The organism is Cupriavidus sp. PB-02 (assembly GCF_058252315.1).
In genome coordinates this window covers 2,144,453-2,161,707 of sequence record NZ_CM177695.1, presented here as the reverse complement: position 1 = coordinate 2,161,707, position 17,255 = coordinate 2,144,453, and the positions used below count along the sequence as shown (strand labels likewise).

The 17,255-nt window shown below is 66.5% G+C and carries 17 protein-coding genes; 12 read left to right on the top strand and 5 right to left on the bottom strand.

The window, feature by feature from the left end:
• The first annotated feature begins 63 nt into the window (after positions 1 to 63).
• The 3 genes from AC10V3_RS30580 (at position 64) to dapA (ending at position 2,310) form a co-directional block, all read left to right on the top strand.
• Positions 64 to 840: a TorF family putative porin gene (locus AC10V3_RS30580; RefSeq protein ID WP_022539130.1), complete on the top strand. Its 777-nt coding sequence runs from the start codon at positions 64 to 66 to the stop codon at positions 838 to 840.
• 211 nt (positions 841 to 1,051) lie between these two features.
• Positions 1,052 to 1,324 carry a hypothetical protein gene (locus AC10V3_RS30575; RefSeq protein ID WP_051369978.1) on the top strand — a complete coding sequence of 91 codons (273 nt, stop codon included), beginning with the start codon at positions 1,052 to 1,054 and terminating at the stop codon, positions 1,322 to 1,324.
• A gap of 2 nt (positions 1,325 to 1,326) precedes the next feature.
• The gene (gene dapA / locus AC10V3_RS30570; protein WP_022539128.1) at positions 1,327 to 2,310 is read left to right on the top strand and encodes a 4-hydroxy-tetrahydrodipicolinate synthase; all 984 of its coding nucleotides are present in this window, start codon (positions 1,327 to 1,329) and stop codon (positions 2,308 to 2,310) included.
• A gap of 238 nt (positions 2,311 to 2,548) precedes the next feature.
• On the opposite strand, the gene AC10V3_RS30565 is transcribed toward dapA, so the two are convergent.
• Entirely contained in the window at positions 2,549 to 3,292 is a 744-nt protein-coding gene (locus AC10V3_RS30565; RefSeq protein ID WP_022539126.1) for an SDR family oxidoreductase, read from the bottom strand.
• Between the two features lie 114 nt (positions 3,293 to 3,406).
• On the opposite strand from AC10V3_RS30565, the gene AC10V3_RS30560 reads away from it, so the two are divergent.
• Positions 3,407 to 4,315 carry a LysR family transcriptional regulator gene (locus tag AC10V3_RS30560; RefSeq protein ID WP_022539125.1) on the top strand — a complete coding sequence of 303 codons (909 nt, stop codon included), beginning with the start codon at positions 3,407 to 3,409 and terminating at the stop codon, positions 4,313 to 4,315.
• Here AC10V3_RS30560 and AC10V3_RS30555 read toward each other — a convergent pair.
• Together AC10V3_RS30555 and pdxR are read right to left on the bottom strand one after the other, a co-directional pair.
• Positions 4,300 to 4,779, bottom strand: coding sequence for a ProQ/FinO family protein (locus AC10V3_RS30555; protein ID WP_022539124.1), 480 nt, complete (start codon positions 4,777 to 4,779; stop codon positions 4,300 to 4,302). The genes AC10V3_RS30560 and AC10V3_RS30555 overlap by 16 nt on opposite strands.
• A gap of 63 nt (positions 4,780 to 4,842) precedes the next feature.
• The gene (gene pdxR, locus AC10V3_RS30550; RefSeq protein WP_041681822.1) at positions 4,843 to 6,357 is read right to left on the bottom strand and encodes a MocR-like pyridoxine biosynthesis transcription factor PdxR; all 1,515 of its coding nucleotides are present in this window, start codon (positions 6,355 to 6,357) and stop codon (positions 4,843 to 4,845) included.
• A 139-nt stretch (positions 6,358 to 6,496) separates the two neighbouring features.
• Between pdxR and AC10V3_RS30545 the strand changes: the two genes are divergently transcribed.
• The 8 genes from AC10V3_RS30545 (at position 6,497) to AC10V3_RS30510 (ending at position 15,349) form a co-directional block, all read left to right on the top strand.
• Positions 6,497 to 7,762, top strand: coding sequence for a 4-aminobutyrate--2-oxoglutarate transaminase (locus tag AC10V3_RS30545; protein WP_041682165.1), 1,266 nt, complete (start codon positions 6,497 to 6,499; stop codon positions 7,760 to 7,762).
• A 9-nt stretch (positions 7,763 to 7,771) separates the two neighbouring features.
• Positions 7,772 to 9,223: an NAD-dependent succinate-semialdehyde dehydrogenase gene (locus tag AC10V3_RS30540; RefSeq protein ID WP_022539121.1), complete on the top strand. Its 1,452-nt coding sequence runs from the start codon at positions 7,772 to 7,774 to the stop codon at positions 9,221 to 9,223.
• 273 nt (positions 9,224 to 9,496) lie between these two features.
• The gene (locus AC10V3_RS30535; protein ID WP_022539120.1) at positions 9,497 to 10,474 is read left to right on the top strand and encodes a Bug family tripartite tricarboxylate transporter substrate binding protein; all 978 of its coding nucleotides are present in this window, start codon (positions 9,497 to 9,499) and stop codon (positions 10,472 to 10,474) included.
• A 65-nt stretch (positions 10,475 to 10,539) separates the two neighbouring features.
• Complete coding sequence (locus tag AC10V3_RS30530; protein WP_022539119.1) at positions 10,540 to 12,129, top strand: gamma-glutamyltransferase family protein; 1,590 nt, start codon at positions 10,540 to 10,542, stop codon at positions 12,127 to 12,129.
• A gap of 56 nt (positions 12,130 to 12,185) precedes the next feature.
• On the top strand, positions 12,186 to 13,172 hold the full coding sequence (locus tag AC10V3_RS30525; protein WP_041682164.1) for a hypothetical protein: 987 nt from the start codon (positions 12,186 to 12,188) through the stop codon (positions 13,170 to 13,172).
• Positions 13,173 to 13,302: 130 nt separating this feature from the next.
• Positions 13,303 to 13,650: a DUF3574 domain-containing protein gene (locus AC10V3_RS30520; RefSeq protein WP_349607849.1), complete on the top strand. Its 348-nt coding sequence runs from the start codon at positions 13,303 to 13,305 to the stop codon at positions 13,648 to 13,650.
• A gap of 74 nt (positions 13,651 to 13,724) precedes the next feature.
• On the top strand, positions 13,725 to 14,243 hold the full coding sequence (locus tag AC10V3_RS30515) for a hypothetical protein (protein WP_022539116.1): 519 nt from the start codon (positions 13,725 to 13,727) through the stop codon (positions 14,241 to 14,243).
• 143 nt (positions 14,244 to 14,386) lie between these two features.
• Complete coding sequence (locus AC10V3_RS30510; protein ID WP_022539115.1) at positions 14,387 to 15,349, top strand: tripartite tricarboxylate transporter substrate binding protein; 963 nt, start codon at positions 14,387 to 14,389, stop codon at positions 15,347 to 15,349.
• 57 nt (positions 15,350 to 15,406) lie between these two features.
• On the opposite strand, the gene AC10V3_RS30505 is transcribed toward AC10V3_RS30510, so the two are convergent.
• Positions 15,407 to 16,222 carry a shikimate dehydrogenase family protein gene (locus tag AC10V3_RS30505; protein ID WP_022539114.1) on the bottom strand — a complete coding sequence of 272 codons (816 nt, stop codon included), beginning with the start codon at positions 16,220 to 16,222 and terminating at the stop codon, positions 15,407 to 15,409.
• 23 nt (positions 16,223 to 16,245) lie between these two features.
• Complete coding sequence (locus AC10V3_RS30500; RefSeq protein WP_022539113.1) at positions 16,246 to 17,235, bottom strand: 2-hydroxyacid dehydrogenase; 990 nt, start codon at positions 17,233 to 17,235, stop codon at positions 16,246 to 16,248.
• Positions 17,236 to 17,255: the final 20 nt, after the last annotated feature.

The window sequence follows — 17,255 nt, the reverse complement described above, 5'->3', positions numbered from 1 at the left end:
GTAAATCCATATCGTGGCGATGCCCGTCGTAACGGGATTCCATCAACTTCCGCCACAACAAAAATGCCTGTACTGCGCCAGACCGCCGCGCTGCTTGCGTGTTCCGTCCCCGCTCTCTTCACGTTCGCCGCCATGCCCGCCATGGCCCAATCCCAGCCAGACGCAGAGACGTCGGCGCATACGTTCACGGCCAATGTCTCCGTGGCCACCGATTATCGCTACCGTGGCCTGATGCAGACAAATCGCCGGCCCGCGATCCAGGGCGGTTTCGACTACAGCCATTCGAGCGGCTTCTACCTCGGCAACTGGAACTCGAGCATCAGCTGGCTGGGCGACAGCAATGCCGAGGTGTCGGCACCGATCGAAATGGATTTCTACGGGGGCTACAAGAGCACGTTCGGCGGAGACTGGAGCTACGACATCGGGGTGCTGCAGTACTACTACCCGGGCGACTATCCGGCCAGCTACACGCGGCCATATACCACCGAGGTGTACGCAGGCCTGGGCTATGGTCCGGTGACTTTGAAGTACTCCTATGCGCCAACCAATCTCTTCGGCTTCGCTGACAGCAAGCACAGCTGGTACATCGACCTGTCGGCCAACGTGCCGTTGAACTTCTGGGACCTGACGCTGAATACGCATGTGGGCTACCAGAAGGTGCAGGTAGCCAATGCATCGTATGTGGACTGGAAGATCGGCCTGACGAAGGACCTGGGCAAGGGCTTCTCGCTGGCGGTGGCCTACATTGACACCAACGCCGACAAGGCCGTGTACACCAATGCCAAGGGCCGCTACATGGGGCGTGGCACGGCCTGGGCTTCGCTGACGAAGACGTTCTGAGCGCGTGAGCCTTGCCAGCGCCGCCGGTTTTGATGCCGATTTAACACCCCGGCCCCATATCCTTGCATCAAATTTAGACGGCGCTGGCTAGCATAAAGCCATGTCCAACACGCGACCCGCTACCGCGAGGGTCCACCGAATCATGCGACAGTCAAGCCTGGCCGTTGACACCGTTCCCCGACGTACCGCCTTGCATAGTGGCGAAGGCACCGTGACCGCACTGCGGACGGTTCCGCTGCAGGCGCCATGCCGCATCCGGCTGCGCCTTGCCGTGGCCTCCATCGATGTGTTCGCGCTGCGGCAGACCATGCACCGGGCACTGGGCGAGCTTGCGCGCGCCTATGTGGTCAAGGTGGACTACCGGCACGGGCAAACCACGATGCAAGTGGATCTGGCTCGCGGCGACCGCGACGCCGCCATGCACGCCATCATGATGGCTTTGCCGGCCGCGGAGTTCGGGACCACCACAGCCTTGGGAGAGTAAGCATGTGGCGCACTGATGAGGAGAGTTTCTCCGGTGCCGCCGTCCGCGCCTGGGTCGGCATCGATGCGGGCCTCCGGACGTCGCCGTGGGGCATCTGGGTGCCCATGGTCACGCCGATGCGCGCCGGGGCGCTCGACCTGCCGGCAGCCGCCAGGCTGGCCGAGCGCTATGCCGAGGCAGGCGTGAACGGGCTGGTCATCCTCGGCACGACGGGCGAGGGAAGCCTGCTTGCGAGCCATGAACGGCAAGCCTTCACGGCAGCCGTGCTCGAGGCCGTTCATGGCGAACTGCCGGTGATGGCCGGCGTGGGCGCGGTGGATACGCGCACAGTCTGCGCGCAGGTTGCCGAACTCGATGCCTTCGACCTGGCTGGCTACCTGGTGCCGCCTCCTTACTACCTGCGCCCGTCCGATGAGGGCATCACCTGGCATTTCAACGAAGTGGCGCGTGTTACGGGCCGCCCGCTGATGCTGTACAACGTCCCGAAGCGGACCGGATGCGAGATGTCGCCCGCGCTGATCCGATCTCTGCTTGCCCATCCGCGCATCGCCGCGGTGAAAGAGTGCGACAGCGGCAACCTCGCCGCGCTTTCTGACGATCCGCAGGCCACCGTGATGTGTGGCGAGGACGCCGCCATGCTGGATCATCTGCTTGGCGGCGGTGCCGGAGTCATCGCGGCGTCGTCGCATATCCGCCCCGATCTCTTCGTGCGCCTGCTGCATCTGTCGCAAACCGGCCATGTCGACGCCGCCCGCGCCTTGTTCGCCCGGCTCGCGCCACTGATTGCCTTGATGTTCTCAGAACCCAATCCGGCGCCGGTGAAGGCGGCGCTCGCGCTTTCCGGCGAGATTTCCGCGGAAACACGGCTGCCGTTGCAGCCGGCAAGGTCCGCGTTGGTCCAGCGGCTGGAGGAGGCCATGGCCCTGCTTCCGCCGTGCAAGGAACGGGAAGACGGGCCGTTGCCAAAGCGCCGGGCGCTTGCGTAGAGGCGAAATGAAACCTCCCGTGCCTATCTTCCTTACCTGCACGGTGTGCGGTCATGTGCATTCGGAGACCCTTCAGGATCTGGTCTCCGGAAAGCTGCCACTGCCGTTGCTTTGTCCCGCCTGCCACCATGAGCTTGCCGTCGACCGGGATTGGATCGCCGATCAGGCTGAACTCATGGGGCTCACGCAAACGGCGCGATAACGCGCCGTTCGTGCGGGGCTTGTGGTCCTTGGACGCTCAGAACTCCTGTACCGTCGGACGCAGCACGATTTCGTTGATATCCACGTCTGCCGGCTGCTCGATCGCGTAGGCGATGGCGCGCGCCACAGCCTCTGACGGAATCGCGATCTGGTAGAAGTCCTTCACGAACTGCGCGCTGGCCTCGTGGCTGCTGCCCAGCTTCAGTTCGGAGTCGACCGCGCCCGGCTCGATGGTGGTGGTGCGAATCGCGCCGCCCACTTCATGGCGCAGCCCTTCCGAGATGGCCCGCACCGCAAACTTGGTGCCGCTGTAGACCGTGCCGCCCGGGCTGAATACCTTGATGCCCGCGACGGAAGCGATGTTGATGAAGTGGCCGCTGCCCTGCCGCTGGAATACCGGCAGCGCCGCGGCGATGCCATAGAGCACGCCCTTGATGTTGATGTCGATCATGCGGTCCCATTCGTCGACCTTCGTCTCGCTCAGCGGTGCGATGGACATCAGGCCCGCGTTATTGATCAGCACATCGAGCTTGCCGAATACGCGCACGGCGGTGTCGATCAGCGTGCGCACGTCCTCCTGGCGCGTCACGTCGGTGGGCACCACTTCCACCTTGCCACCCGCGGCGCGGATTTCTTCCGCGATGGTGGCCAGCCGGTCCGCCCGGCGCGCTGCCAGGACCACCGACGCACCACGCGCCGCCAGGTAACGCGCCGTGGTTTCGCCAAGCCCGCTGCTGGCGCCCGTAATGACGACTACCTTGCCTTCGATATTCGTGCTCATGTCATCTCCTTTCAAAGGATCGTTGATGCGATGAAGCGAGTATCGGCGGACTGGCGCTTGCAGAAAATGGAAATGTTAAGATTTCAGAATTCCTGAAACTGGAATCGAAACGCCATGCTCAATCGCCTTGAGATGCTGCGCATCTTCGTGACCGCAGCGGAAGCTGGCAGCTTCAAGCACGCGGCGATCCGACTCGGCATCTCGCCACAGGCGGTCACGCGCGCCGTCCAGGAGCTGGAGCGCATCCAGGGCGAATTGCTGTTCCACCGGAACACACGCCAGATCCGCATTACGGCGTTCGGCGAGCAACTGGCCGCCCGGGCGCGCGACGGCGTCATGCAGCTTGACGCGCTGTTCGCGCCACGTAGTGATCCGGAAGGCCCCGACTTCACGGGTGTGGTCCGGGTAACGGCGCCCAAGGCGCTGGGCCGCATCGGCGTTCTGCCTACGCTGGCCGGGCTCGCGCTCCGGCATGCCGGGCTGCGCATCGAGCTGGACCTCAGCGACGTGCCGGCGGATGTGGTGGATGGGCGGATCGATATTGGCGTGCGCTTCGGTTTCGTGCGCGACAGCCGTTTTGTGGTGCGCAAGGTGGCGACGCATGCCTTCCACGTGGTGGGCGCACCGGCATTGATCGACCGGCTCGGCCGGCCAAGGCAGATCCAGGATCTGGAGACACTGCCCACCACCGTGATGCAGGACGTCACGACGGGGCGGCCGTGGCCCTGGTGGTTCGCGCGGGGCCAGCAGTACACGCCCTCGGCCCCTGCCTTCACCAGCAACGATTCCGAGGCCGAGCGCGATGCGGTGCTGTCAGGACTGGCCTTCGGCCAACTCGCGGCGATTCTGGCGGACGAGCATATTGCCGCCGGCAGGTTGGTGCCGGTGCTGCAGAAGTACGCGCCGGAGCCATGGGACCTCTTTGTCTATCGTCCGCAGCGTGGGCCCGTTCCGCCACGCATTCGCCTGGTGTTCGATGGCCTGGTGAACGCGCTGTCGGGAGGGTATCAGGTCGGCGCTTGAGTGCCTTGCCCGGAGCGGGCGCCTTGCCCGGACGGGGCGCTCTTAGGCCGACGGGCCTTTAGTTGCTGCGCCCGCTTCGCATCCGTCTGGCTGACGACGCCAGCCTCCTGCCCGTCCAGGTCTACCCGTTTGGCCCCTTCAACCAGGCAAGACCAATAGCGTGTCCCTTTGCACCAGGTACGAATCGCTTCGCGCAATTCCTCCTCGGTCAAGGCAAGCGCCGTCGCATGCTGCCTGAGATCCTCAAACGTGCCGACCTTGAGCGGCACTTTGGGGGCGGGGTTCTTCGGAAAGGCCTTGGGAAAGTGCTTCTGCAGCCGGGCAATGGAATGCACCACCGGATCGACCGGTTTCGCGGGCGTGTCAGCGCGCGGATTCTTCTTGCGCTGTGCCCCTGCCTTTGACTCGGCCTGTGCCTTCTTCGCCAGTTGTTCTTTCAGTGCTGCCAGTTTTTCAAAGCCCATGGTATCTGCCGTTCTGTATGCGACTGGATTGTAGCAAGGCTGCGCCGGCCGCCTTGCATCGCGTCAATTTGGAGACTTCGCCGTGCCGCCGCGCGGCAGGCAGCCGAGCAGCCTGTCGAAGGCTGGCGCGATGTCCTCCTCCGGCACGCAGGCGTACCCCAACAGCAGGCCTTGCTGCACGGCATCGCCAATGAAATAGCGCGACAGCGGCCGCACCACGATGCCGCGCGCCCGGGCGGCAGCGGTGATGGCCACGTCGTCGGCATCGTCGGGCAGCCGCAGCACCAGGTGCAGGCCGGCGTTGCTGCCGTGCTCGTGCAGCGCACCGGGGCCGAGGTAGCGCTCGATCAACGCGGCCAGGATGGCCCGCCGCCTGGCATACAGCGGCCGCATGCGACGGATGTGGGCGGCATAGTCACCGGCCTGCATGAATTCGGCGACAGTTGCCTGCGTCATCAGGTGGCCGGCCCGGTACAGCTCGGCGTGCGCGGTCTGGAAGGCGCCGGCCAGGCTGCGCGGCAGCACCAGGTAGCCCATGCGCAAGCCCGGATAGAGCGTCTTGCTGAAGGTGCCGATATAGATCACCGGCGCATCCGGCTCCATGCCCTGCAACGACGGAATCGGCTGTCCGGAGAAGCGGAATTCGCTGTCGTAGTCGTCTTCCACGATCCAGCTGCCGCGCTGGCGGGCGTATTCCAGCAGCGCGCGCCGGCGCTTCAGGCTCATCACGGCGCCGAGCGGGTACTGGTGCGAGGGCGTGACGAAGATAAAGCGCGGCGCAGGCGTCTCCTTGCCGGTCTCGCTGTCGGGCAGCGTCAGGCCCTCGTCGTCCACCGGCTTCGGCACCATGCCGATATCGCTGACCTGCAGCACGCCGCGAATGCCCCAATAGCTGGGCTCTTCCACCCACGCCTGGTCACCGGGCGAGCCCAGCATCCTCACCACCAGGTCGATGGCCTGGTGTATGCCCTCGGTGATCAGCACCTGGTCGGGATCGCAGCGCACCGAGCGCGCCACCCGCAAATGCGTCGCCACCGCTTCGCGCAGCGCCGGCAGCCCGCCACCATGGCCATAGCTCAGCCATTCCGGCCGCGGCTGGCGCCACAGGCGGGCCGCGATCTGGGCATAGCGCCGGTGCGGGAAGCGCGTCACGTCGGGCACGCCCGGCATGAACGCCCCCCATTGCGTGGGCGAAGCCGAGGCGTTGGCGATCAGCCGCTGTCCGCGCGGCGACAGCCCGGGCATGGCCTGCGGCCCGACCTCGGTCGCCGGGACGGCGGCGGCATTCAGGTAACTCTCCGGCGCGGTGGCGGCAACGAAGGTGCCACTGCCGGTGCGCGCGTACAGGTAACCCTCTGCCAGCAGCTGGTCGTAGGCAAACATCACCGTATTGCGCGACAGCCCCAGTTCGGCGGCAAGGTCGCGTTGCGGCGGCAGGCGAGTGGCCGGCGCGAGGCTGCCGTCCTGAATCGCGCCGCGGATGCATTCGTAGAGGCCCCGGTTGAGCGGCTTGCCCAGCGCCGCCGGGCCTTCGGGGCCCAGGCGCTGGAGCAGCAGGTCGCCGCAGATCGATTTCAAATTGGCACCATCGGATTTGCGTAAGCGGTACTGGATTATAGGGCCAAAGCCGGATGAAATGGCTGGCATCGCTTGCTGCTGCCGGCGGTGCCCGTTTCGCGAGTCGGCTGGTGCCGACAGCCCTTACCGCACAATGACCATGAAAAACCTCGAACTGAACCAACGCCGAACCCTCGCGACGCCGCGCGGCGTGGGCGTGATGTGCGATTTCTATGCCGACCGCGCGGAGAACGCCACGCTGTGGGACGTAGAAGGCCGTGCCTACACCGACTTCGCCGCCGGCATCGCCGTGCTCAATACGGGCCACCGCCATCCGCGCGTGATGCAGGCCATCACCGCGCAGCTGGAGCGTTTCACGCATACCGCCTACCAGATCGTGCCCTACCAGAGCTATGTCGCGCTGGCCGAGCGCATCAACGCGATGGTGCCGATCCAGGGCCTGAACAAGACGGCCCTGTTCACCACCGGCGCCGAAGCCGTGGAAAATGCCATCAAGATCGCCCGTGCGCATACCGGCCGCCCGGGCGTGATCGCCTTCTCGGGCGCCTTCCATGGCCGCACGTTGCTGGGCATGGCGCTGACTGGCAAGGTGGCGCCGTACAAGGTCGGGTTCGGCCCGTTCCCGTCCGACATCTACCACGCGCCGTTTCCCAGCGCGCTGCACGGCGTCAGCACCGAGCGGGCGCTGCAGGCGCTGGACAGCCTGTTCAAGACCGATATCGACCCGGGGCGCGTGGCCGCGATCATCGTTGAGCCGGTGCAAGGCGAAGGCGGCTTCCAGGCGGCGCCGTCCGATTTCATGCAGGGCTTGCGGGCGGTATGTGACCAGCACGGCATCGTGCTGATCGCCGATGAAGTGCAGACTGGTTTTGGCCGCACCGGCAAGATGTTCGCGATGTCGCACTATGACGTCGAGCCGGACCTGATCACGATGGCCAAGAGCCTGGCCGGCGGCATGCCGCTGTCGGCGGTCTGCGGCCGCGCGCAGATCATGGATGCGCCGCTGCCAGGCGGCCTCGGTGGCACCTATGCCGGCAATCCGCTGGCGGTGGCGGCGGCGCACGCGGTCATCGATGTGATTGAGGAAGAAGGGCTGTGCGAGCGCTCCGCCGAGCTTGGCAACCAGTTGCGCGATCACTTGCTCGCACAGCGCAAGCACTGCCCCGCAGTGGCCGAGGTGCGCGGGCTGGGTTCGATGATCGCTGCCGAATTCTGCGATCCGGCCACGGGCCAGCCCAGCGCCGAGCATGCCAAACGCGTACAGGCCCGTGCGCTGGAAGCCGGCCTGGTGCTGCTGACCTGCGGCACCTACGGCAATGTCATCCGTTTCCTCTATCCGCTCACCATCCCGCAGGCGCAGTTCGACGCAGCGCTGGCGGTGCTGGCCCAGGCGCTGGCCGAATAAGGGGAACCCATGGAACTCCAACATACCGCGCTGTTGCGCAGCCATTGCCTGATCGACGGCGAATGGACCGGGGCGCAAAGCGGCGCAGAACTCGCGGTCTACAACCCGGCGACCCACGAACAGATCGGCTCGGTGCCCCTGGCCGGCGCGGCCGAAACCGAACAGGCGGTGCGCGCCGCCGAGCGCGCGCTGCCGGCATGGCGCGCGCAGACGGGCAAGGCGCGCGCCGCCGTGCTGCGCCGCTGGGCCGATCTGATGCTGGCGCACCAGGAAGACCTGGCCCAACTGATGACCGCCGAGCAAGGCAAGCCGCTGGCCGAGGCGCGCGGCGAGGTCGCCTATGCCGCGAGCTTCCTCGAGTGGTTCGGGGAAGAAGCCAAGCGGGTCGATGGCGAGGTGCTGGCCAGCCCGCGCAGCAGCCAGAAGCTGGTGGTGCTGCGCGAGCCGGTGGGTGTGTGCGCGGCCATCACGCCGTGGAACTTCCCGGCGGCGATGATCACGCGCAAGGTCGGCCCGGCGCTTGCCGCCGGCTGCACCATCATCGTCAAGCCCGCCGAACAGACGCCGCTCACGGCACTGGCGCTGGCCGTGCTGGGCGAACAGGCCGGCGTGCCGCGTGGCGTGCTGCAGGTGGTGACCGGCGACGCCGTGCAGATCGGCGGCGTGCTGTGCGCCAGCCCGGTGGTGCGCAAGCTCAGTTTTACCGGCTCGACCGCGATCGGCAAGCTGCTGATGGCGCAGTGCGCCGGCACCGTGAAGAAGCTCTCGCTGGAACTGGGTGGCAACGCGCCGTTGATCGTCTTCGACGACGCCGACCTCGACCGCGCGGTGGAGGGCATCCTCGCCTCCAAGTTCCGCAACAGCGGCCAGACTTGTGTCTGCGCCAACCGCATCTATGTGCACGAGCGCGTCTATGACGAGGTCGCGCGCCGTCTCGTCAGCGCGGTCGAGCAGTTGCGGCCGGGCCATGGCGTCGACAGCGAGGTCACGCAAGGCCCGCTCATCGACGCGGATGCCGTGGCCAAGGTCGAAGCGCATATTGCCGACGCGCTGGCGCACGGCGCCGCCGTGTTGACGGGCGGCCAGCGCCATGCGCTCGGCGGCACCTTCTTCGCGCCGACGGTGCTGGCCAATGCGACTTCGTCGATGCGGGTGGCACGCGAGGAGACCTTCGGCCCGCTGGCACCGCTGTTCCGCTTCAGCACCGAAGAGGAGGTGGTGGCGATGGCCAACGATACCGAGTCGGGGCTGGCCGCTTACTTCTTCTCGCGCGACATGGGGAAGATCTGGCGCGTGGCGCAGGCACTCGAGTACGGCATGGTCGGCATCAATACCGGGCTGATCTCGAACGAGGTGGCGCCGTTCGGCGGCGTCAAGCAATCGGGGCTGGGCCGCGAAGGCTCAAGCCATGGCATCGACGAGTATCTGGAGACCAAATACCTCTGCATGGACGTCGAATAACAACGATGGGGTGAAGGACACCCCCCACCAGGGCGGGGCCATGGCGCACCCACGCAGTGCGCCGGCCCCATGGAGACAAGACAGTCCGGCAATTGCCGGTGCGAAGCTGACGACTCCGGTGCAAGACGTGCGCAAACTTCCAGGAAAGGGAAGGGGGCGGGCGGGACGCGCGCCGGAATCGGCCCGACACCAATGGCACGCATATTGCGGACTGGGAAGTGCCATCCCTCCCTGTGAGCGGATGACATTTCTTCTATCGATGAGGGTATAAACATGCGTTTCACTGCTATCCGTAGCCTGCTTGCGGTCACCATGCTGGCGGCCTCTTCCCTGGCACTCGCGGAGGGCGCCCGCGACTGGCCCAGCCAGCCGGTGCGTATCGTCGTGCCGTTCCAGGCTGGCTCGGCCACCGACCTGATCTCGCGGCAGATCGGCCTTGGCCTCGGCAAGGAATATGGCCAGACCTTCGTGATCGAAAACCGGCCAGGCGCCGCTGCCATGATCGGCAGCGAAGTGGCTGCGCGCGCGCCTGGCGATGGCTATACGCTGCTGATGTCCGGACCGGCGTCGATGGTGACCAACCGGTTCCTGTACAAGAAGCTCAGCTATGACCCGGATGCGTTCGAGAAGGTGGCGGTCGTCGCGGTCACGCCTAACATCCTGTTGTCCAACCCCTCGCTGCCGTTCAAAACGCTGCCCGAGATGGTGGCGTATGCCAAGGCCAATCCGGGCAAGCTGACCTATGCCTCGTTCGGTGCCGGCACCACCTCGCATATCGCCGGCGAAATGCTGAAGGCCGCGGCCGGCATCGATATCGTCCATGTGCCGTACAAGGGCGCTGGCGAAGCGATTCCCGCGCTGCTGTCCGGCCAGGTGTCGATGTACTTCGACACCATCATGACCGGCCTGCCGTATGTGAAGGCGGGCAAGCTGCGTGCGCTTGGCATGTCCACCGCGAAGCGCTCGCCGAACGCGCCGGAGATCCCGACGATCGCCGAGCAGGGCTATGCCGGCTTCGATATCGCGCCGTGGTACGGCATTGTCGCGCCCAAGGGCACGCCGGCGGACGTGGTCGGCAAGCTCAATGTCTCGATCAATAAGCTGCTCAAGTCACCGGAATTCCGCGAGCGGCTGGCGGCCACCGGCGCCGAGCCGCGTGGCGGCAGCGTCGGCGAATTCAGCGCGATGGTCAGCGCCGAGATTCCGCGTACCGAGAAGCTCGTCAAGCAGTCCGGCGTGACTTTGCAATAACCAGCGTGCTGCAACCCTGGGGCGCCGCCCGCGCGCCCTTTTACCTGTTCTGAATGGAGTTCCCGATGTTGCCTTTCGACTGGACCTTTCCCTACCCGTCGCAGAAGATGCCGCTGCTGGCCGCCAACGCGGTCAGCACCAGCCAGCCGCTCGCCGCGCAGGCGGGGCTGCGCATGCTGTACGAAGGCGGCAATGCCATCGACAGCGCCATTGCCAGCGCGATTGCGCTGACCGTGGTGGAGCCGGTCATGAACGGCATTGGCGGGGACATGTTCGCGCTGGTCTGGCACGAGGGGCAACTGTACGGGCTCAACTCCAGCGGCCGTGCGCCGGCGCGCTGGACGCCGGAGCATTTCGCCGGGCGCGACGCCATGCCCGAGGTGGGCTGGGACACCGTCACCGTGCCGGGCCAAGTTGCGGGCTGGAAGGCGCTGTCGGCCCGCTTCGGCAAGCTGCCGTTCGCGCGGCTGTTCGCGCCGGCCATCGAGTACGCCGAACAGGGCTTCCTGGTGTCGCCGCAGATCGCACGGCAATGGGCCGCGCAGGTGCCGGTGCTGGCCGGGCAGCCTGGCTTTGCCAAGGCGTTCCTGCGCGACGGCAGGGCGCCGCAGGCGGGCGAGCGCTGGCGTTTCCCGGGGCAGGCCGCCACGCTGCAGCGCATTGCCGAGAGCGATGGCGAGAGCTTCTACACGGGTGAACTCGCCGCGCGCATCGTCGCGTTCGCCGAGGAAACCGGAGGCGCCATCCGCGCCGACGACCTGGCCGCACATCGCGCTGCCTGGGTCCAGCCGATGGCGCAGGAGTTCCGCGGCTACACGCTCCACGAAATTCCCCCGAACGGCCAGGGCATCGCCGCGCTGATCGGCCTCGGCATCCTGGACCGCTTCGACGTGGAAAGCATGGGTTGCGACAGCGCCGACTTCTACCACGTCAGCATCGAGGCAATGAAGCTGGCCTTTGCCGACCTGCACCGCCACGTGTCGGACCCGGCCACCATGCAGCACGCGCCCGCCGCCTTCCTGGACCCGGCGTATCTTGCCGAGCGCGCGGCGCTGATCGACATGAAGCGGGCCGGCGCACCGACTGCAGGGATCCCGAAGACCGGCGGCACCGTCTACTTGTCGGCAGCGGATGCCGCGGGTTCGATGGTTTCGTACATCCAGTCCAACTACCGCGGCTTCGGCTCCGGCGTGGTGGTGCCCGGCACCGGCATCGCGCTGCACAACCGCGGCGCGGGTTTCAACCTGAAGCCCGGCCACGCCAACTGCGTGGCGCCCGGCAAGCAGCCGATGCACACCATCATCCCGGGATTCGTCACGCGCAACGGCGCACCGGTGATGTCATTCGGCGTGATGGGTGGCTCGATGCAGGCGCAGGGCCATGTCCAGATGATGGCGCGGCTTGCCGCCTTCGGCCAGAATCCGCAAGCCATGAGCGATGCCCCGCGCTTTCGCGTGGAGCACGGGCCGGTGGTGAATGTCGAGGCGCATCTGCCGCCGGACGTGGTCGCCACGCTGCGTGGCATGGGCCATCGCGTCGAGGTGGCGCCGCGTGACAGCCTGGAGTTCGGCTCGGCGCAGCTGATCTACAAGGCGCCGGACGGCTATATTGCCGCTTCCGACTCGCGGCGCGACGGGCAAGCGGTGGGGTTCTAGGCGGGGCGCGATCTGATTGCCTTGCGAAACGCCGCCGGGCAATCATAATGAGCGGCATGTGTGCAAAGCGGCTGATCCCCATCCTGTGCCTGGCCCTGCTTTCCGTGCCGACTTACGCGGAGCGGGTGGCCGTCAGTATCGAAAACCTGAGCACTCCGGTTTCGTGTGCGGAGGAAGACAATGTCTCATTCGCCCTTTCCGCTGCCGCCGTCGGGAAGTTCCGGATCCAGGCATTGCATCCTCCCTATGTCGATGCAATCCGCACCGACAGCTCCGCGCCTGATTTCTCCGGGTGCAACTTCGGTCAGGCGCCACACCCGACCGATCCGCGCCATGTTTTCGTGCCTCGCACGACCAGCCTCTATGACGGCAGGAACATTGCCATTGTCGGTATCACGTTTGCGAGTTTCTGGCGGCCGCATAAGGTGCCTGTCACGGTTGCGGGCAGGCCGGACGCCGGCTTTCACCTGGTTCAGGTGTTCCACAAATCCGGCCGGACGCGTACTGAGGTACTGGTGCTCTATCCCGCCGATGGCTACTGGCGGGCGAAACCGTTGCCGGCGCGCCATCTGGGCGTCAATGCGTATGGCTCTTCGTTCCTGCTGGGGCCGATAGAGCAGGATGGGCGCCCGGTGGTCAACATCGCGCGAATCGACATCGAGCCGGAGCCCTTGTCTGTCAGGCTGCATTTCACGCGCGGGGGCCAGGCCACGGTCACGATCACTGAGATCAGCGACAGACGCACCGCGCTCGATGTCCGGTTCCAGCCGCTCTTTGACGCCAATCGACCCTTCGCAATGCTGCGCTCGATGTACGTTGCCGATGACAACGCGGACGCGAGCGAGGCCACCTGGTGGACCGGGCCGGCACGTGAAGCCCGCAGGAAGCCGGTGATGGCCGTCTCCTCGATGCAGGCGACTGGGGTGCGATTTGGCCGTACTGTCTGGTCGCGTCACAACACCAGTGCGCCTGACTTGATGTTCGACGCTTTCGAGGCGCCTGCAGCGGAGCCCCTGAGGCCAACAGACAAACGACTGGACTGAAATGCCGGAGCCCTTTGAGGAAGCGGCCGCACGCATGCCAGATCGGCACTCACTTCCCCCCCGTACTCAACATGCCGGCGCCATGGCGCTGCCATTGGCGCTGGCATTCGCCCTTTCCGGCTGCGCAGCCATGTCCGGCCCCGCATGCACGGCCAGCGAGGAACGCGCGGTCAGCGAACTGATGTACTTTGGAACAGCGAAGCCCGATGGGGTGGTGTCGGTATCCGAATGGGAAGCCTTCCTGCAAGCCTCGGTGACGCCGCGCTTTGCGCAAGGCTTCACGGCCTGGCCGGCCTCAGGACAATGGCGCGGCGCCGATGGCGGCGTGGTTCGCGAAACCTCGTACGTGCTCAGCCTGGTGCACGCCGCGGACGAGCGCAGCGAAGCCGCGGCGCGAGCCATAGTCAGCGAGTACAAGACCCGCTTCCAGCAGGAAGCGGTGCTCCGGCTCCGCAGCCCGGTGTGTGTATCGTTCTAGCCAGCGCACCTGCCCCGCGCGGCGTGCACTATGCTGAATTGGTTCACGCCCGCCGCGCTTACCGGAGATCAATCATGTGCCATCGCCTGTCCGTCTGGCTGGCCGCCGCAGCGGCAACCCTGCTATGTGCCTGTGCCACCCTCCAGCCCGTGGAGACCGCCCAGAAGATGTTCGGCAGCCCGCAGAGCGCCGTGCGCGATACCTTCGGCGCGCCCTCGGAGACATACCAGCTCGCCAACGGCACCAGCCGGTGGATCTACTCGAAGCAGCCGCTCGGCTTCCAGGTCTACGCGGCGGACTTCGACGCAAGCGGCAAGCTGACCAATTTCCGCCAGATGCTGACCGAGAAGGAGATCTACGAGGCCCGTCCCGGCGTCTGGACCAAGCAGGACGTCGCCGAGCGCTTCGGCCGCCCGCGCGAGCCGATCGAATACTACCCCTTGATGAAACGGGAGGCCTGGTCCTACCGGCTCTACGCCGGCGCCTATCAGCCTGCGCACTTCAGCGCCTACTTTGACGATCGCGGCGTGCTGGACCGCACCATGATCATCATCGACGCAATCGGCGGCGACGCGCGCGACGGCAGCAAGTAGGCGCTGCCCGCCCTGCGCCACTGGATTTCCTCCCCGCCTCAGCGTTGGGGAGGCTCGCTCGTGGCCGGCTTTCCGTCCTCGCTCCGGCGTTGCGGTTCGGCTTTTCTTCGAGGTGATTAATAAGGCTTATTGGTAACGACCTGATGCGATTGCCCCGCAAGCTGTTTCCCATGGCCGCACTGCTGGCCTCACTTGCCGCCGTCGGCCAGACGCCAGCGGCTCCCTACCCGGAACATCCTGTCGAACTCGTGGTGCCAAGCGCGGCAGGCGGTGGCACCGACACGGTTGCACGGGCCTTCAGCGAAGCCATGCGCAAGTACCTGTCGCAGCCGCTGACCGTGGTGAACAAGCCAGGTGCCAGTGGCGCAATTGGCATGACGGAAGTGGCCCGCGCCAAGCCGGATGGCTACAAGCTCGGCATCATCATCGCGGAAGCCGTGATCGTCCCGCATCTCGGGCCGACCACGCTCGACGCCGCCCAGCTGGTGCCGATCGCACGCCTGAATGCCGATCCGTCCGCAATCACGGTCAAGGCCGACTCGCGCTGGAACACCATCGAGGCGTTCCTGGAATTCGCGGCGGCGCATCCGGGGGAGGTGCAGGTAGGGAACTCCGGCTCGGGCTCGATCTGGCACCTGGCGGCGACGGCGCTGGAGGACAAGGCGCACGTCAAGTTCAATCATGTGCCGTTCTCCGGTGCGGCGCCGGCCCTGGTGGCATTGATGGGCGGGCATATCGACGCGGTGGCCGTCAGTCCCGCCGAGGTATCGGCCTATGTGGTCGCAGGCAAGGTGAAGACGCTCGCGGTGATGGCCGAGCAGCGGGTCAGGGGTTTCGCGAACGTTCCGACGCTGCGTGAGCGCGGTATCGACCTCTCGATCGGCACGTGGCGAGGGCTGGCCGCGCCAAGAGGCACTCCACCCGAAGTGCTCGAAGTCCTTGCAGCCGCCAGCCGCAAGGCGGTGGCGGATCCTGTCTTCGTGGCAGCGCTGCGCCGGCAGAACCTGGGCATTGCCTATGCCGACGCGGCGACCTTCACGGCGATGATCGCGGCAGACAACGCCGTGATGAAGGCACTGGTGGCCAAGACCAACCTGCGGAAGTGAGGCGGCGCGTCGGCTGCCACTGGCCGCAATGCTCGGAAGACCAAGCGCGGCAGGGGCTTAAGACAGGCGGGCGATCTCCTCTAGCAGCGCGGCTTCCATCGCTTCGATCGGCGCGCGTGCGCAGCCGGTGTAGAACTCGACCTGGGCGCACGCCTGGTGCAGCATCATGCGCGTGCCATCGATGGTGCGGCAGCCAAGCGCGGCGGCATCGCGGATCAGCTTGCTCCTGACCGGGATGAAGGCAGCGTCCATGACGATCAGGTGCGCGACGAGCTGTCCGGCGACCGGGTTGACATCGGGTGCGCGAAAGCCCGCGGCGGTCGCGTTGGCGAGCAAGTCGAAGTCCGCTGCGCGGAAGTCGGATAACCCGCCCCCAAAGCGCAGGCCAAGCGAGGCGGCCAGTTCCTCGCCCCGCGCCGCGGTGCGGTTGAACACGGTCACGCTGGCGCCGGCCTCGCGCAGGCCATAGGCCATCGCCCGCGCCGCGCCGCCCGCGCCCAGCAGCGCAATGCGCTTGCCGGCCACTTCTGTCACCTCCTGGAACGCCCGGACGGCGCCGATGCAGTCGGTGTTGTAGCCGGTCAGCATGCCATCGATATTGTTGATGGTGTTGACCGCGCCGATGGCGCGGGCGGTCTCGTCGAGATGGTCGAGATGCGCGATCACCGCCTGCTTGTGCGGCATCGAGACATTCATCCCGCGCACGCCGAGCGCGCGGATCGACTGCACGGCGCCGGGCACGTCCTGCACCCCGAAGCACACAAAGGTGTAGTCGATCCCCAGCGCCCGATAGGCGGCGTTGTGGATGCGCACATTGAAGGTGAAAGGCTCGCCCATGATCGAGCCGCACAGCGTGGGAATGGAACTGGGCATTGCGGGTGTCCTTGCGGGGAAAATCAGGCGGCTGCCTGGGCGGCAAAGGCCGCCAGGTCAAAGCGCGCGGCGGGCTGCCGTCCGGCGAGCGCATCCAGCAGGTTGCGCGTGGCGAGCTCTGCCATGGCGCGCCGGGTCTCATGCGTGGCCGAGCCGATATGGGGCAGGGCGGTCACCTTGGGATGGCTGCGCAGCGGCGAGTCCTGAGGCAGCGGCTCGGTGGCGAAGACATCCAGCCCGGCCGCGCACAGGTGGCCGCTCTCGAGGGCCGCGAGCAGCGCGTCTTCCTGCACGATCTGGCCGCGCGCGCCATTGACAAAGATCGCGCCCGGCTTCATCAGCGCGAACTCGCGCAGGCCCATCAGGCCGCGCGTGCTGTCGGTCAGGGGCAGGGTGACGGCGACGATATCGGCGCGCCGCAAGGCATCGTCGAGATCCGTCCGGGTGGCGCGTCCCACCAGGTCGGGCGGCTCCGCGGCGGTCTCGTTGACGTAGAGCACCTCCATGCCGAAGCCGAGCGCCGCGCGCCGCGCCACGGCCTGGCCGATGCGCCCGAAGCCCAGGATTGCCAGGGTCTTGCCGTGCACGTCCCAGCCGAACAGGCCCTCTCCGATGTTGGCGGTCCAGCGGCCCTCGCGCACATGGGCTGCAAGCTCGACCAGGCGGCGGCTCGTGGCCATGATGAGCGCGAAGACGGTGTCGGCGGTGGTCTCGGTGAGTACGCCGGGCGTATGGCACAGGGTGATGCCGCGCCGATGCAGGCAGGGGAGGTCGTAGCTGTCGACCCCCACCGAAATACTTGAGATCACCTCCAGGCGGCCGGCTTCGGCGAGTTCCGCCGCGCCAAGCTTCACGCTGGAGCCGATCAGGCCGTGGGCTCCCGACAGCGCGGCGCGGAAGGCCGGCCGTTGTGCCGGCTGGCGCGGGTCGGCCACGATCACGTCATGCTCCGACTCGATCGTGGCGAGGAGGTCCTCAGGAATCGGGCGGAACACCAGAACATTCTTGCGCATGGGTAATCCTTGCTGTGGCT

Coding starts and splice junctions, on each gene's coding strand:
- AC10V3_RS30580 (WP_022539130.1), top strand. CDS start 64: ATGCCTGTACTGCGCCAGACCGCCGCGCTGCTTGCGTGTTCCGTCCCC.
- dapA (WP_022539128.1), top strand. CDS start 1,327: ATGTGGCGCACTGATGAGGAGAGTTTCTCCGGTGCCGCCGTCCGCGCC.
- AC10V3_RS30565 (WP_022539126.1), bottom strand. CDS start 3,292: ATGAGCACGAATATCGAAGGCAAGGTAGTCGTCATTACGGGCGCCAGC.
- AC10V3_RS30560 (WP_022539125.1), top strand. CDS start 3,407: ATGCTCAATCGCCTTGAGATGCTGCGCATCTTCGTGACCGCAGCGGAA.
- AC10V3_RS30555 (WP_022539124.1), bottom strand. CDS start 4,779: ATGGGCTTTGAAAAACTGGCAGCACTGAAAGAACAACTGGCGAAGAAG.
- AC10V3_RS30545 (WP_041682165.1), top strand. CDS start 6,497: ATGAAAAACCTCGAACTGAACCAACGCCGAACCCTCGCGACGCCGCGC.
- AC10V3_RS30540 (WP_022539121.1), top strand. CDS start 7,772: ATGGAACTCCAACATACCGCGCTGTTGCGCAGCCATTGCCTGATCGAC.
- AC10V3_RS30535 (WP_022539120.1), top strand. CDS start 9,497: ATGCGTTTCACTGCTATCCGTAGCCTGCTTGCGGTCACCATGCTGGCG.
- AC10V3_RS30530 (WP_022539119.1), top strand. CDS start 10,540: ATGTTGCCTTTCGACTGGACCTTTCCCTACCCGTCGCAGAAGATGCCG.
- AC10V3_RS30525 (WP_041682164.1), top strand. CDS start 12,186: ATGTGTGCAAAGCGGCTGATCCCCATCCTGTGCCTGGCCCTGCTTTCC.
- AC10V3_RS30520 (WP_349607849.1), top strand. CDS start 13,303: ATGTCCGGCCCCGCATGCACGGCCAGCGAGGAACGCGCGGTCAGCGAA.
- AC10V3_RS30515 (WP_022539116.1), top strand. CDS start 13,725: ATGTGCCATCGCCTGTCCGTCTGGCTGGCCGCCGCAGCGGCAACCCTG.
- AC10V3_RS30510 (WP_022539115.1), top strand. CDS start 14,387: ATGCGATTGCCCCGCAAGCTGTTTCCCATGGCCGCACTGCTGGCCTCA.
- AC10V3_RS30505 (WP_022539114.1), bottom strand. CDS start 16,222: ATGCCCAGTTCCATTCCCACGCTGTGCGGCTCGATCATGGGCGAGCCT.
- AC10V3_RS30500 (WP_022539113.1), bottom strand. CDS start 17,235: ATGCGCAAGAATGTTCTGGTGTTCCGCCCGATTCCTGAGGACCTCCTC.